This is a genomic window from Candidatus Halocynthiibacter alkanivorans (genome assembly GCF_003333265.1).
Lineage (GTDB): Bacteria > Pseudomonadota > Alphaproteobacteria > Rhodobacterales > Rhodobacteraceae > Halocyntiibacter_A > Halocyntiibacter_A alkanivorans.
In genome coordinates this window covers 1-14922 of record NZ_QOLB01000071.1, presented here as the reverse complement: position 1 = coordinate 14922, position 14922 = coordinate 1, and the positions used below count along the sequence as shown (strand labels likewise).

Here is a 14922-nt window from a genome sequence, read left to right as displayed (position 1 = left end):
GGGGCGCAGCCCGGTCCTGTGGACCAGGCTGCGCCCCCCACCTCTTGAGGCAGGCTTGGCACGCAATTTCTCAGATCACCGCGATGCCGCAGCTGCGCAGCAGATCCCCGGCCTGGGCGCGCGAAATCACCGCGCCGCGCAGCGCCGCCATCACCTCCATCAATGCCAGATCGCCAAGCTGCGCCCCGCGCAGGTCGGCGCCCTTTAGCTTTGCACCGGCCAGGTCGGCCCCCACCAGGCTGCAGTCCTCAAACACCGCATCCCGCATATCCGCCTCACCCAGCCTGGCATTGGAAAAATCAACGCCTTTCACCAGCTGATTGCGCAGATCCACCCGGCGCAGATCAGCGCTTTCAAATATCACCTGCTCCAGCCGCAGGTCAAACAAGCGCATGCCGTTCAAACGTGCCCCGGTCATCTTGCAGCCAGTGATCCCAAGCGAAGAAGCCGTCGCGTCCGAAAAATCAATGCCAACCGCGTTGCAAACATCAAAGCCGCAGTCTTCCAGCCGCGCATAACGGAAATCCGCGCCCGACAGCGCGCAATTCTGAAACCGGGTGTTATAGAGGGTTGCGGAGCGAAAAGCGCAGTTGAGAAACCGGCACTTGCTGAAGCTCACCTCATCAAGCTCCTGGTTGGAAAAATCGAGCCCGTCAAAAATGCAGTCGCGGAATTCGGCCCCTGGCTGGCGCATCAGTGCCATCACATCAGACAGCGGTCCCTCTGAAAAATCACGCTTACTTATCATCTTCTCGCCCCAAATTCCGCCGGTATCCGGCCCGCGTTCACGTTCCGTATTCGCATATGCACAACCCGTGGCGCGAAATGTGCGATTTGCACATAAGTTCGATCAGCTTAACCCGTCAAGAACCGCGCGCGCGGCCCGTAAACCCGGCGCCTCGGCCCCAAGACCCAGCCGCTGCATCGTCACCGCCATCGCCTGACGCTGATTTTCCTGCGCATCCCCATCGTCAAGCAAGGCACACAGCGCCGCGCCAATTTCGCCGGGCACACATTTTGGTCCAAGAAATTCAGCCACATGGCGGGTTTCTGATACCAGATTGACCAGTGTCACCGTATCAATCATCCGCATCCGGTCCATGATCTGCCAGCTGAGCCAACTCATGTCGTAACCAATCACCATCGGCGTGCCCGCAGCCGCCAGTTCCAGCGACACAGTGCCAGAGGCCGCAAGCGCAACATCGGCCGCCGCAAACGCTGCGCGTTTTTGCATAAGCCCTTGTTCCAGCGCCATATCTGACGGGTTCAGGATGATGGGGCTCACCGGCCACTCTGCGGTCAGCTCCGCCACCAAAGCCGCCACATTGGGCGCCGCAGGCAGTACAACACGCGCATCCGGCCGATGTTTCACCACGGTTTTCAACGCCGCGCCAAATATCGGGCAGAGACGGGTGACTTCAGAGCGGCGCGAGCCCGGCAATGTCAGCAGCAACGGCGCATCGCCAATCCCGTGTTCTTGTCTGAATTCAGCAACTTGCGCCGCGTCCGCAACCGGTTCGCTGACCACCGGGTGACCGACAAAATCACAGCGCATGCCAGCTTTTTCCATATAGGGCGGCTCAAACGGCAGCAGCGCCAGCACCTGATCGACCGAATGCGCCATTTTCTCCGCCCGTTTTGGCCGCCAGGCCCAGACCGATGGCGCCACATAATGAACGGTGCGTACTCGGGATGTCGCGCGCACCATTTTGGCCACCCGCAGGCAGAAATCAGGGCTGTCGATGGTGATCATCGCATCCGGCGCAAAATCGATACAGGCTTGAGAAGTTTCAGCAATCCGACGTTTCAGGTGAAAATACTTTGGCAGAACCTCGGCGATGCCCATCACCGACAACTCGTCCATCGGGAACTGGCTGGTGAGCCCCTCGGCCTGCATCAGCGGGCCGCCAACGCCAGCGAAATTAACCTCAGTCAGCAGCTGTTTCAGCCCCGCCATCAACGCCGCCCCGAGCCGGTCGCCGGACAATTCTCCTGCGATCAGAAAAAATTTCATTGCGCCACCAAAAATAAACCTGCCGCGTTGATCGCGTCCACTGTAGCTTCGCGTTCTACAATCATGACTTTATTGGCAGAAACGATGATACCCGCAAGGCCGGCTCGTTGCACTGACACCACTGTTTCGGGGCCAATTGTGGGCATATCGATGCGTAAATCCTGATCCGTCTTCGCCGCTTTAACAAAGACCCCGGCACTTCGACGCAGGTGCGGCGCGGTTTTGGACACAAAGTCGAGCAAAGAGTCAGTGCCCTGAAGTGTTTCAATGCCAAGACAGAGACCCGAAGCCACCACGCAGCCCTGCCCCAAATCTAACGGGCTGATAACATTCAGGATTTCCATGCCGCGCCGGGCATCAATCAACTCACTCTCAGAGGGAGATTTGTCGGAATAACACCCGGACGCAAGGGTCAGGTCCACCACCAGTTCATGCGCGCCAATGATGGAAAATCCTTGTTTTTCAAAGAGTTCAATGATCACTCGCAACAGGAAATCATCGCCCTGGGCAAAGCCCGCCATCAGTTCAGGCATTGCCTCAACTGTAAACGCGTTTAACCTGGCCGGATCAAGGTCTGGCCGGGCCATACCGCCGCAAAACACCACCTGTTTAACACCGGCGGTTTTCATCGCGGAAAACATCTCTCCCAGCCGCTCAAACGTGGCGTCAATCACCGGTACACCCACCGGGATATCGGTTTTAACACCTTCTAATACAACAAAAATACAATCACGCCCGCTGTCGCGCGCCACAAGCCGGGGCAAATGTCCCTGACCGGCGATGATGCCCAGTTTTCCCATCAGTCCGGCGTCAGAAAACCGCGGTTGCTGTCGCCGGTGACAAAAGCAACCATTTCGCGCACATACTCGCTGTCGGTCTCGTCGCCAAGCCGTGCAGCACGTTCCTGAAACGAGCCTTCGCCCTGTTTCAGCATCTGAAACGCCGCCCGCAGCGCGGTAATATCCACGCGCGCAACACCCTTGCGTTTCAGCCCGACCAGGTTCAACCCGTCCAGCGTCCCGCGTGGTGCCTGCACCAGCCCGTGTGGCAGCACGTCAGCCGTCACCATCGACAAGGCGCCGACAATGGCGCCCTTGCCAATGCGAACGAACTGGTGGATGCCACAAAGCCCGCCAATGATAACGTCGTCAGAAATCACGCAATGGCCCGCAATTGCGGAATTATTGACCACAATTACCCGATCGCCGATCTGGGCATCATGGGCGATATGACAACCCGTCATGAACAGGCCGTCGTCGCCGACCCGCGTCACCAGACCACCGCCGCCGGTGCCGGTATTCATCGTCACATGTTCGCGGATCCGGTTCCGTTTGCCGATCTCAAGACGGGTGACCTCGCCGGTAAACTTCAGGTCCTGCGGGATTTCTCCGATCACCGCAAAGGGGAATATTACTGTATCTTCCCCCACCGTGGTAACACCGGTGATCACAACATGGCTTTTTACTTCTACACGGGCCCCCAGCGTGACGCCGGGCCCGATAAGTGTAAAGGGCCCAATGACGCAGGATTCGCCAATACTGGCGCCCTCCTCAATCACAGCAGACGGATGAATCTTAGCACTGGGGTGAATGGCCATGTTCAGTCCTTCGGAATGTCCATCATCGCGGTAAAGTCAACCTGACAGGCCAACTCCCCGTCCACCTCGGCACGACCGGAGAATTTCCACACTTTTCCGCCGCCGCGCCTGGTTTCCACATGCAGTTTCAGCACGTCGCCCGGCACGACTTTGCGCCGGAATTTGGCGGAGTCTATCGCCATGAAATAAACCAGAAAATCCTTATCGGCCAGGTCCAATTCCACGCCAACCATCACCGCCGCAGTCTGCGCCATTGCCTCAATTATGGTGACACCGGGCATGATAGGGGTTTCGGGAAAATGACCCTGAAAATGCGGCTCATTGTAGGTCACATTCTTGATGCCGGTTGCTGTTTTACCATCAATGATATCAACAACTTTATCAACCAGAAGAAAGGGATAACGGTGGGGGATGATCCGTTTGATCAGATCAATATCAGCGGATTTTGCGACAGTTTCGCTCATGTGCCCAGGGTCCTTGCAGTTGTGTATGCGCCTTCAAAGCCCAAGGGCTGGCGCAGCTCGTCTTTGTGGTAACAACTCAGTGTCCTGGAGACAAGCTATCGCTGTTCTACAGGGGTTTGATCAACAGAGGGTTCATCGCCCGTGCGCTCGCTGTCCTGCGCCATCAAACTGTTGATCCGGCGGATCGCTTCCAGGGTGATATCGATGCTCTCAGCCGACAAAAAGACCTGTTGACGTTCCAGCACGATCAGAGCGCCCCGTTCGCGGGCAATCGCAGCAAGCACCGGGGTAATCTGTTGAATAAACGTCTTTTTTCCCGCTGTCTGGCGACTGGTGATCTCGCGAGCCTTTGCCGCTTGAGCCGCGCGGATTTCCTGGACCTTGCTGTCAAACTGATCCGCTCTGCTGCGGAACTCCTCGGGGCTGAGTGACGGGCGCAGTTCCGTCAGAGCGAGCTCTTCGGCTTCCAATTCGGCTTCAATGGTTGAATTCTCTGCGCTCAGCGCTTCGGATGCCGCCGCGACAGACTGGTCCAGTTGCACGCCAAACAACGAATCTGTCAGCAACCGCTCGCTGTCCACGGTCAGTACCGGTGCCTGGACCGGCACAGGGGTCTCCTGGCCGGACACCGCACCAGTGCTCAGTATCAACGCCGCAGCAAGCAATACCCCTCGCATGATCAGAACTGTGTCGAGATCGTCAGATCAAACGTCTGTTCTTCATCAAGACTTTCTTTTTGCAGGGCGCGGGTAAAGTTAAACCGCAAAGGTCCGATAGGTGTGGTCCAGAAAATGGTCGCCCCGATCACGGAGCGCAGATAAAACCCGTCATCTATCGGATCATCTGTGGTGCCAGACAGTGAATCCAGACCCCAGACGGAGCCGAAGTCCATAAACACCCCGCCTTTGATACCGTATTCTTCCGGCAGGCCCAGGGGGAAGTCGGTCTCGAATTTGGCGACAGCATAATAATTGCCACCGAGTGCCTCGTCTCCGTCACGGGGGCCTACGCCATAAGGTTCAAAGCCACGCATCTGCGACGAGCTCAGGTTGAACCGGTCTGTGACCCGGCTGTCGCCGCTGAACGATTTCTGTACTCCGCCTTCCAGCGTGGCACGAAGCGTGACCTGATCATTGAGGATACTGGTTTCTGCGGCGGCCAGTGCTGTTGTTTTCAGATAATCAGTATCACCGCCAAGCCCCGCATATTGCTGGGAAAAGCGGAAGACAAAACCGGCATTTGGATTCAGCCCAGAGCGTCGATTGTCAAAACTGTACTGATATCCGGCGGCGGAGGTCAATTGCGCTCCGAGGGCCTGATCTGCGAGCAACAACGTCGAACTGCCTGCATCCACGCCGGACACTTCATCCTTGCTCAACAGGTAGTTGACAGACAGGCGCGCATTTTCCGAAACCGGAAAGCCGAAACCAGGCTGAAACCCAAGACGCGTGGTATCATAGGCGGTATAGCTGTAGCTGGACTGGGTATAATAGCTGCTCAGACTAAAGGAGAGATCGCGGCCCAGGAATGCAGGTTCGACAAATCTGAAGTTGAAAGCCCCGTCATCTGCGGAAGCGTTCAGGCTGAACTTAAAGGTCTGGCCGCGGCCGAGGAAGTTGCGCTCGGAAAAGCTGGCCACCAGGCCTACGCCGCCGGAGACTGAATAGTTGGCGCCAAAGGTGAACGAGCCGGTCGGCGCTTCGACCACATCTACGTCGATAATAACTTGGTCAGGTGTTGAGCCAGGACGCGTGTTCACATCTGCATTGGCGAAGAAACCAAGGGCACGGATACGCTCTGCCGCCGCGCGGATTTCGCGTGGGTTAAACGGATCGCCCTCAACTGTGCGGAACTGCTTGCGCACAACCCGGTCAAGGGTTGTGGCATTGCCTTCAATATCGATCCGCTCAACAAAGACGCGGTCGCCGCGCACCAGCGCAAACGCCACATCAAGTGTCAGATCTTCTTCACTGCGTGTCACACGGGGCTCTACCCGCACAAAAGCCAGACCCTTTGCCGTAGCCAGGCGTTCCATCCGCGAAATCGTGTCTTCCATCTGAGACGGCGAATAAGTGCGTCCGGATTTGGCCTTGGCTGCCTTCGCGAACTCAGCAGTGTCGGCCTCAGACACTTCAGAAATCTCTGAAACCGTGGTGATTTCGCCAAATTTAAAGCTCTGACCTTCGCGGATATTGAAGGTTACAAAATAGCCGTCCCGCTCGCGGGCCACTTCTGAGGACACGGACAGGACCTGAAAATCAACATAGCCGCGGGATTGGTAGAAATCGCTGAGCACCTGCTTGTCAAATTCAATCTGATCGGCAGAAAACGTGTCGCGGCGCACCAGCGCACGCAGAAGTCCGGCTTGTTTGGAATTTAGAACACGGCGCAGACGGCGATCCGGATAGGTCCGGTTGCCAACAAATGACAGCCGCTCAATCTCGACTTCTTTGCCCTCAGTAATTTCGAATACCAGGTCAACCCGGTTACCGGAGCGACGGATAATCCTGGGTTCAACCGTGGCCGCGAGCCGCCCCTGGGCCTGGTAAGCCTCGGTAATATTGGCGGCATCAAGCTCTGCGGTTGCAGGGCTGAAGACAAGGCGGGGTTTTGAAAGAAGCGCGGCGGCTATGGTCTCATCATCAAGCCGGTCATTGCCTTCAATCGAAATGCGGCTGATCGTGGGATATTCGACCACCTGGATCACCAGGCGCCCGCCCTGCGGCATAAATTCAACCGTTTCAAACAGACCAGAGGCCAAAACGCGCTGGTAGGCGTCATTCAACTGTGCCGCCGTCAGAGACGCTCCGGTGGGCAGCGCTGCATAGGACAGAATCGTGCCGGTTTCGATGCGCTGATTGCCGTCAACTGCGACATTTGAAAACGAGTAAACCTGGGCCATGATTGCGCCCGGCGCAGAGATAACTGCTGCAGAACTTGCTAAAAACAACATCAGCGCACTGCGCCCTGCCGACTGTTTCAAACCTAAAATGAAGGTAGCCGTGCGAGTGTTTTGAACCATGATATAAATCCACGTTAACGCCAAGAATTGTAAACGTGATTATCGGGTAAAACGGGACTTGTCAAAATGTGTGAGCGCGCGCGAAGCAGGTTTACTTCGCGCGCGCTCAAAATCCCACATAAAGGCAGATTTAGTTCAGAAATGCCCCGATCACAGCGCCGGCACCAAGACCAGCCACAATCGTCAAAATGTAATACACCCGATCCCAGTTAAGATCGGCAATCAGCGACAGGCTGCGATAACTGTGTTGAATGACTGCTGACATATTCTGACCCTCTTTCCACTTCCACAGAAAGTGTTAACGCGGAAATGTGGCGCCAGTTTGGCGAAAATCTGGCGTCAGACACAAAACAGATCATTGCCAAGCCCCAGCGCCATCAGAGAAAGAATTAAAGTCAGCCCCATTCCCATCAGAATGCGAACCGCTTTATCGCCGGGTGGTTTACCGACCACCGCTTCATAGGCGTAAAACACCAGATGACCGCCATCCAGAACCGGGATCGGGAACAGGTTCAGAAGTCCGACAGCGGTGGACAGCACCGCAATAAACCAGATGAAGTCCCCCAGACCCTGGCTGGCCATGGCACCGGATACTTCGGCAATACGGATCGGCCCGCTCAGGTTACAGGGTGAAATCGAGCCGGCAATCATGTGGTAAAGACCGGAGACAGATGAGCGCACAATAAAGCTGGTCTGCTGCACACCATAACTCAGGGCTTCAACGAGACCGGGCGTTTCAGTCTGAGGGGTGAAGAAATAACCGCCGTTGATACCAATCAGCCAGCGGGTTTCAAAACCACCATCAGGCAGCGGCAGATCGCGGCGCCGGGGTGTCAGCGTCACATTGCGTATTTCGCCGTCGCGCCAGAGCTCCAGATCCACAGAAGCGCCATCTGCTGCCGCAACCAGGGTGCGCAATTCCTCAAAACGACCGATACCCTGACCATCAACAGACAGCACCACATCGCCCGCTTTCATATCTGCGTCATAGGCCGCTCCGTCAGGGCTGATATTGACCGCCAGCGCCGGCATCGGATGCGGTCCCTGCACGGCAACTTCTGCCCCATCCCGATTCACCACGTAATCCATCGTATTGTCTTCAGGAAGATCACGGATAAACGCCCCGAGATTTTCCAGAACCGGCGTATCCTGACCCGCGATCTGAAGAATCTCATCTCCTGGCAACAATTGCTGAATGCCTGGCATCGGCGAGATTTCTGCGACGCTCAGCGGATCGGACGCGACACCGCGCACCAGTACCAGCGCTGAAAATACGATCAGCGAGAGAATAAAGTTGAACACCGGTCCTGCGGCCACGGTGACTGTCCGTGCCCACAGTGGGGCGCCGTGCATGGTGGAGCGCAACTCCTCTGCCGGCATCGCTTCCATCACGTCGCCGTCAGCACCGGACGCAGCGTTGGCATCCCCTTTGAATTTGACATAACCGCCAAAAGGCAGCGCTGCAATTTGCCAGCGGGTGCCGTGTTTGTCGATGCGCGAATAGAGCACTGGCCCAAAGCCAAGCGAAAAAACGTCCGCTTTGATGCCCGACCAACGGCCAATAATGTAATGTCCGTATTCGTGAATTGTCACGATGACCGACAAAGCCACCACAAATGCCGCCAGGGTAAAAGCGGTATTGCCAAGGGCTGATATCAAACCAAAGCTTTCCAAGTGTCGTCCTTTCTGGCGCTTAATTCATGCGCACAGCTGTGTGTTCGGTAATCCGGCGCGCCTGTGCATCCATCTCAAGGACCCGGTCAAGCGTCAGTATATCTCCGTTGAGCGAAAGTTCAGCGCTCAGATCGTTCAAAGTTTGTTCAACAAGCTCGGACATGTCGGTAAATCCAACGTCGCCGGCAATAAAGTGATCAAGCGCCTGCTCTTTGGCTGCGTTAAACACCGTACCTGCCAGGCCCCGCGTTTCCATCACTTCACGCGCCAGCCTCAGCGCCGGGAAGCGCTGCTCATCCGGCGCGTGGAAACTCAGCTGCCCGATGCGCGCAAGATCCAGACGCGCCACGGGCAGATCACGCCGTTCCGGCCAGTTCAGCGCATAACCGATCGCATGACGCATATCCGGTGCGCCCAGATGCGCCATCAAAGCACCATCCCGGAACCCGACCAGCGCATGCACCAGGCTTTCCGGGTGAACAAGCACTTCGATCTGCGCGGGTTTGACGCCAAAATATTCACGCGTTTCAATGACTTCCATCGCCTTGTTAAACATCGAGGCACTGTCGATCGTAATGCGTTTTCCCATATCCCAATTGGGATGGGTGCACGCCATGTCAAGGGTGGCACTGCGGAGCTTTTCCAGCGGCCAGTCGCGAAAAGGCCCTCCGGATGCGGTGATAATGATGCGTTCGACGGCCGCAATATCTTCCCCGGCCAGCGCCTGAAACACTGCGGAATGTTCACTGTCGACCGGCAGGATACGGGCGCCATGTGCCTGGGCCTCCGCCAGCAGCAGCGGGCCGGCGGTGACCAGAGATTCCTTGTTTGCCAACGCCAGCGTGGTGCCTTGTTTCAGCGCCTGAAGCCCGGGGGCCAGCCCCGCAGCACCGACAATCGCCGACATGATCCAGTCCGCCGGCCGTGCTGCCGCTTCGATAAGCGCATGTTCACCGGCCGCTGCATGCACGCCGGACCCCGCCAGCGCGCTGCGCAGATCGTCCAACCGGTGGTCATGGGCGGTGACCGCAATCTCCGCCCCCAGATCAATCGCATCCTGCGCCAGCTGGCGGATGTTTCCGGCGCCGCTCAGCGCCACCACATTATAGGCATCAGGGTCGCGGCGGATCAGATCAATGGTGTTTTGACCAATCGAGCCGGTGGCTCCGAAGACAGAGACTTTACGCATTTAACCCATAATCCATTGCACTTCAGCAACCAGCCATAACAGTAGTCCCACGCCAACCATCCCGTCAAACCGGTCCATAACGCCGCCATGACCTGGCAGAAGGTTGGAACTGTCCTTGACGCCTGCCCGCCGTTTGATTGCGCTCTCGGCGATGTCCCCCATCTGGGAGGCAAAAGACAGAAAAACCGCCAGTGTCACAAACCCGGCCAGAGAAAAGCCGGACATAGCTGCAGGCCAGTAAACATAGGCCAGTATGGCAGATCCAACCCAACCTGCGGCGGTGCCTGACCATGTTTTCTTGGGGCTGACGGCAGGCCAGAATTTTGGGCCCCCAAACATACGGCCAGCAAAATACCCAAGAATGTCGGTGACAACTACCAGCCCTACGATGAACAGAAGACGCCCCGCGCCCTGATCGCCCGCAGCGATCAACCCGAGACAGCCCAGCAGAATGGCAGATTGATAGGTGACAAAAATTCCGCGGTCTTTGCCCTGCCGTAGCGCAGGGCGCAGCATTCCCAGCAGTTCCCAGGTCATCGCGATGGCCGCGATGACAACCAGAAGCGTGAACCAGAGCCCGCCACTTAAAATGGCTCCAAGACCAACAGCCGCCAACACAACACCCGTCACTGAGCGCGTGGCAAGATCATTCCAATTTCCGCTTTTCACACTGAAGCTCCGCCAAAACGCCGGTTCCGGCCGCTAAATTTCCCAACGATATGACCAAAAATATCCCGGGAAAAATCTGGCCAGAGCGTATCAATGAACTCGTATTCTGCATAGGCGGACTGCCACAGCAAGAAGTTTGATATCCGGGCTTCACCACTGGTGCGGATCACAAGATCAGGGTCCGGCAACACACAAGTGTCGAGATACTTAGGCAAGGTCTCTTCGTTGATGTCATCTGGCTCCAAATTGCCACTGGCCACGTCCTGGGCCAGGCGCCGGGTGGCACGGGCGACCTCATCGCGGCCGCCGTAGTTCAGCGCGACCGTCAGATGAACCCGGTCATTGCCTTCAGTCACCGCTTCCAGTTCGTCCATCAGCTTCACCAGCTTTTTATCCAGCTGAACGCGGTCGCCGATAAAACGCACCCGGACACCTTCGTTCACAAGCCCACGGGTTTCACGGACGATAAAGCGGCGGAACAGAGTCATAAGCCCTGATACTTCGGTCTGAGTTCGCTTCCAGTTTTCGGTCGAAAATGCGAAGATTGTCAGATATTTTACGCCAAGATCCGGACAGGCTGTCACGATTTCTTTAACCCGCCGCGCACCAGCATGGTGTCCGAAAAGACGAGGTCGCCCGCGCGAGGTTGCCCAGCGACCGTTGCCGTCCATGATAATGGCCACATGCTGTGGCCCGCCCGCTGTTGTCTGTGTCAAATGGTGCTCCTCGCCTGAACTATCATGCAACCGATATCAAACGCGCATGATTTCCGCCTGTTTGACTTCAAGCGCTTTGTCAATTTCTGCAATGTGCTTGTCGGTGATGGCCTGGACTTCGTCGGACCACATTTTCTGATCATCTTCGCCAATCTTGTCTTTGGACTTTTTGATCTGGTCCATACCATCGCGGCGCACGTTGCGTATCGACACCCGGGCGTGTTCGGTATATTGCGCTGCAACTTTAGTCAGTTCGCGACGGCGTTCTTCGTTCAGCTCAGGAATTGGCAGCATAATGATAGTGCCATTGAGCTGCGGATTGATGCCCAGGCCGCTTTCGCGAATGGCTTTTTCGACCTTGGTTACCAGTGATTTGTCCCAGACGTTGATGGTAACCATCCGGGGTTCAGGCACGTTCACCGTCCCAACCTGATTGATCGGTGTGCGCTGCCCGTAGGATTCAACCATGATCGGTTCCAGCATCGACGCCGAAGCCCGCCCGGTGCGCAGGGAGGCAAATTCGGTTTTCAACGCGCCCATGGCCCCATTCATGCGGCGTTCCAGTTCGTCAAGATCCAGCTCAAATTCTTCGTCGGCCATAGTAACTCTCTTTTTCTGCCCTCTGGGCCTGTCGGTTGCCCGGCTCCGGGCCGGGCAGCTTCTTTACAGTTGGTATAGCGCGATCAGCTTACGATTGTATAGGTGCCTTCCCCGGCCAGAATACCCCGGAACCCGCCGGGTTCATCAAGGGAAAATACAATGATCGGCAGGTTGTTGTCGCGCGCCAGTGCAATTGCAGACGCATCCATCACACCGAGGCGTTTGACCAGAACATCATCATAACTGACCCGGTCATAGCGCACAGCATCGTCATGTTTCGCCGGGTCTTTATCATAGACACCGTCGACTTTGGTGCCTTTGAAAATCGCCTCGCAGCTCATTTCATTGGCGCGCAGTGTCGCCGCTGTATCGGTGGTAAAGTAGGGGTTTCCGGTACCGGCTGCAAAAATACAGACCCGTTTTTTCTCCAGGTGCCGTACTGCACGGCGGCGGATATATGGCTCGCAGACCTGATCCATCGGGATCGCCGAAATAACCCTTGTATGGATACCTTCGGCTTCGAGCGCACCCTGCATACCAAGCGCATTCATAACGGTGGCCAACATGCCCATATAATCGGCCGTCGTCCGTTCCATGCCCTGGGCCGAGCCCTGCAAGCCGCGGAAAATATTGCCGCCGCCAATGACCATGCAGATTTCGACACCCAGATCATGTACGGTTTTCACTTCCCGGGCGATACGCTCCACAGTCGGAGGATGCAGCCCGTAACCCTGGTCTCCCATCAGCGCTTCGCCCGATATTTTGAGCATAACGCGTTTGTATTTCTGGAGGGGGTGCAGCGCGGTGGCTTGGCCAGTTGCCGGCTCGGTCATGGAAGGGGTCCTACCTTTGCATGTTGCAGGGATTTGGCGCTTAATCTGGATGAAAAACGCTCCGGGTTCAATCGCATTCCGCAACTTCATACATTGCGAATGATAAAGATTATCGGGTAAAGCCCAGGCGGACGGCTCCGGAGGTGAGGGAAGTTTATGCGCGGCATTATTGAAAAGATCGCCCCGGAGCAACCGGTGTTGATCGCGGGGCCGACGGCCAGTGGTAAATCCGCGCTGGCTTTGGAAATCGCACACCGGCAGGGCGGCGTTATTGTTAATGCAGATGCGTTGCAGGTGTTTGCCAATTGGCGGATCTTGTCCGCCCGCCCCTCACAACTTGATGAAAGCCAGACGCCGCATGCGCTTTACGGCCATATCGACGGGGCGGGTGACTATTCCGTCGGTCACTGGCTGCGGGACCTTGAGCCCTGGCTGAACGGCAAAGCACGGCCGATCATCACTGGTGGCACCGGGCTTTATTTCACGGCACTGACCCGCGGACTGGCGCAGATCCCGCCAACACCGCCGGAAATCAGAGCCGTGGCCGATGCCCGCATGGCGGATGAGGGCCACAAGGGGATGTTAAGCGAGCTGGATCGGGTGACTGCAGAGCGGATTGATCAGCTCAATCCGGTCCGGGTGCAGCGCGCCTGGGAGGTGTCCGCCAGCACCGGACGCGGGCTTGCCTCCTGGCAGGATGATACTCCGCCGCCCCGTCTGGCGCTGGCGGACACGTTTCCTGTGCTGCTGGACGCGGACCGCGATTGGCTGGCACAGCGCATTGACCGTCGGTTTGACCTGATGATGCAAGGCGGCGCACTGGAAGAAGCGCGCGCCAACCTGGATGGCTGGGACCCTGCCCGCCCTTCCGCCAAGGCCATCGGCGCGCCGGAACTGATCGCTTATCTGCGTGGTGAACTTACTTTGGCGGAGGCAAAAACCCGTGCCCAGGCGGCGACCCGGCAATATGCCAAGCGCCAAAGAACATGGTTTCGGTCAAAAATGGGTGACTACCACAAGATATCGTTGCCGTGACTACGATTTCCTGCTCGCGCGGCTTACCGCCCATCCTACGGAAACTTAACGATAAAATGCTTTGTCAAACGGGGCTTATACCGTAGCTTGTACAAAATCTACATTTGCAGCCGAAGCGAGGTCCCGTGTTAAACATCCCGGTCACGCAACCAACATTTCGTGTCAGCCCGTTGTCACATCTGGCCCGCGGCGGCAAATGGCGTACAGAAGCCATGCGCAGCTATTCGCAACCTGTGCTGCTCTGGTTCACTCAGGGCCAGGGCCGCATCACTATCTCCGGCGTCACCCGCGGCTATGGCGCCCATAACATGGTATTTCTGCCCGCCGGCACCATGCATGGATTTGAACTGCAGAACCGTGCCTTCGGGCATGCGGTGTTTTTACCGGTCGATCAGAAGGATTTGTTCCCGGCAGAGCCGCTGCATTTGCGCTTTCGGGATGTGGCACAGCAGTCGGAACTGAACATCCTGATCGACAGCATCCACCGCGAGCTTGACCAGGACCTGCCCGCCCGGGAACGTGCGCTGGAATTTCACACTGGCCTGCTGGCAGTGTGGATAGAACGGCAACTCACGCTGATGCCGGAGTACGATCTGAATTCAGACGCGTCCCGCCGTCTGACCGCAGCCTTCTCTGCACTGGTGGAAGGTGGATACCGCAGTGGCAGGAGCATCTCTGACTATGCCGGCGATCTTGGAGTCACAGCAACACATCTGAGCCGGGCCTGTAACGCCGCATCCGGGCGTCCGGCGTCGGCTTTGCTGGCGGACCGGGTCCATTTTGAAGCCCGACGCCTGCTGGCGGATACCAGGATTCCGGTGCAGGACATCGCTGCGGGGCTCGGGTTTAACTCTGCTGCCTATTTTTCACGTGCCTTCCACCGGCAAACCGGGGTCAGCCCATCAGATTTCCGACGCAACAGATGAGCCGGTTTGCGCCACTGCCCGGCCACCCTGTTACGCAGTGATTTTCACGACCTGGCCTGGCGGTGAGGCCGCGGGCTACGGTGATATGGCTGACAGTATGATGAGGTCGGCCGCCAGACAGCCCGGTTATCCAGGCATTGAACGCACCCGCGAGGAGACCGGCATCGGCATCACCGTCCGCTA

General features: G+C 57.1%; 16 protein-coding genes. 2 read left to right on the top strand and 14 right to left on the bottom strand.

Annotated features, from left to right (window positions below; all coding sequences use genetic code 11):
• Window positions 1–70 precede the first annotated feature (70 nt).
• The 14 genes from DWA01_RS07010 to pyrH all read right to left on the bottom strand — a co-directional run bounded on the left by DWA01_RS07010 (window position 71) and on the right by pyrH (window position 12778).
• Window positions 71–748 (bottom strand): pentapeptide repeat-containing protein, encoded by a 678-nt coding sequence (locus tag DWA01_RS07010; protein WP_114285131.1) that lies wholly within the window; start codon window positions 746–748, stop codon window positions 71–73.
• Between the two features lie 102 nt (window positions 749–850).
• Window positions 851–2014, bottom strand: coding sequence for a lipid-A-disaccharide synthase (gene lpxB / locus DWA01_RS07005; protein ID WP_114285130.1), 1164 nt, complete (start codon window positions 2012–2014; stop codon window positions 851–853).
• A complete protein-coding gene (locus DWA01_RS07000) occupies window positions 2011–2814 on the bottom strand; it encodes an LpxI family protein (RefSeq protein WP_114285129.1) in 804 nt (267 codons plus the stop codon). The genes lpxB and DWA01_RS07000 overlap by 4 nt, the downstream gene beginning before the upstream one ends.
• Window positions 2814–3611 carry an acyl-ACP--UDP-N-acetylglucosamine O-acyltransferase gene (gene lpxA, locus DWA01_RS06995; protein WP_114285128.1) on the bottom strand — a complete coding sequence of 266 codons (798 nt, stop codon included), beginning with the start codon at window positions 3609–3611 and terminating at the stop codon, window positions 2814–2816. The genes DWA01_RS07000 and lpxA overlap by 1 nt, the downstream gene beginning before the upstream one ends.
• 2 nt (window positions 3612–3613) lie before the next feature.
• The gene (gene fabZ, locus DWA01_RS06990; protein WP_114285127.1) at window positions 3614–4075 is read right to left on the bottom strand and encodes a 3-hydroxyacyl-ACP dehydratase FabZ; all 462 of its coding nucleotides are present in this window, start codon (window positions 4073–4075) and stop codon (window positions 3614–3616) included.
• A gap of 95 nt (window positions 4076–4170) precedes the next feature.
• On the bottom strand, window positions 4171–4752 hold the full coding sequence (locus tag DWA01_RS06985) for an OmpH/Skp family outer membrane protein (RefSeq protein ID WP_114285126.1): 582 nt from the start codon (window positions 4750–4752) through the stop codon (window positions 4171–4173).
• A gap of 2 nt (window positions 4753–4754) precedes the next feature.
• A complete protein-coding gene (bamA, locus tag DWA01_RS06980; RefSeq protein WP_235008451.1) occupies window positions 4755–6977 on the bottom strand; it encodes an outer membrane protein assembly factor BamA in 2223 nt (740 codons plus the stop codon).
• Window positions 6978–7227: 250 nt separating this feature from the next.
• A complete protein-coding gene (locus DWA01_RS23810) occupies window positions 7228–7362 on the bottom strand; it encodes a hypothetical protein (protein WP_268807705.1) in 135 nt (44 codons plus the stop codon).
• A 74-nt stretch (window positions 7363–7436) separates the two neighbouring features.
• Complete coding sequence (rseP, locus tag DWA01_RS06975; RefSeq protein ID WP_114285125.1) at window positions 7437–8771, bottom strand: RIP metalloprotease RseP; 1335 nt, start codon at window positions 8769–8771, stop codon at window positions 7437–7439.
• Between the two features lie 19 nt (window positions 8772–8790).
• Window positions 8791–9960, bottom strand: coding sequence for a 1-deoxy-D-xylulose-5-phosphate reductoisomerase (gene dxr / locus DWA01_RS06970; protein WP_114285124.1), 1170 nt, complete (start codon window positions 9958–9960; stop codon window positions 8791–8793).
• The gene (locus DWA01_RS06965) at window positions 9961–10629 is read right to left on the bottom strand and encodes a phosphatidate cytidylyltransferase (protein WP_114285123.1); all 669 of its coding nucleotides are present in this window, start codon (window positions 10627–10629) and stop codon (window positions 9961–9963) included. It abuts the gene before it with no gap.
• A complete protein-coding gene (gene uppS / locus DWA01_RS06960) occupies window positions 10626–11345 on the bottom strand; it encodes a polyprenyl diphosphate synthase (protein WP_114285122.1) in 720 nt (239 codons plus the stop codon). The genes DWA01_RS06965 and uppS overlap by 4 nt, the downstream gene beginning before the upstream one ends.
• Before the next feature lie 36 nt (window positions 11346–11381).
• Window positions 11382–11945 carry a ribosome recycling factor gene (gene frr, locus DWA01_RS06955; RefSeq protein ID WP_114285121.1) on the bottom strand — a complete coding sequence of 188 codons (564 nt, stop codon included), beginning with the start codon at window positions 11943–11945 and terminating at the stop codon, window positions 11382–11384.
• An 83-nt stretch (window positions 11946–12028) separates the two neighbouring features.
• A complete protein-coding gene (gene pyrH, locus DWA01_RS06950; RefSeq protein WP_114285120.1) occupies window positions 12029–12778 on the bottom strand; it encodes a UMP kinase in 750 nt (249 codons plus the stop codon).
• A gap of 156 nt (window positions 12779–12934) precedes the next feature.
• Here pyrH and miaA point away from each other — a divergent pair, with 156 nt between their 5' ends.
• Entirely contained in the window at window positions 12935–13813 is an 879-nt protein-coding gene (gene miaA, locus DWA01_RS06945) for a tRNA (adenosine(37)-N6)-dimethylallyltransferase MiaA (RefSeq protein WP_114285119.1), read from the top strand.
• Window positions 13814–13938: 125 nt separating this feature from the next.
• Window positions 13939–14739: a helix-turn-helix domain-containing protein gene (locus DWA01_RS06940; RefSeq protein WP_235008450.1), complete on the top strand. Its 801-nt coding sequence runs from the start codon at window positions 13939–13941 to the stop codon at window positions 14737–14739.
• Window positions 14740–14922 lie beyond the last annotated feature (183 nt).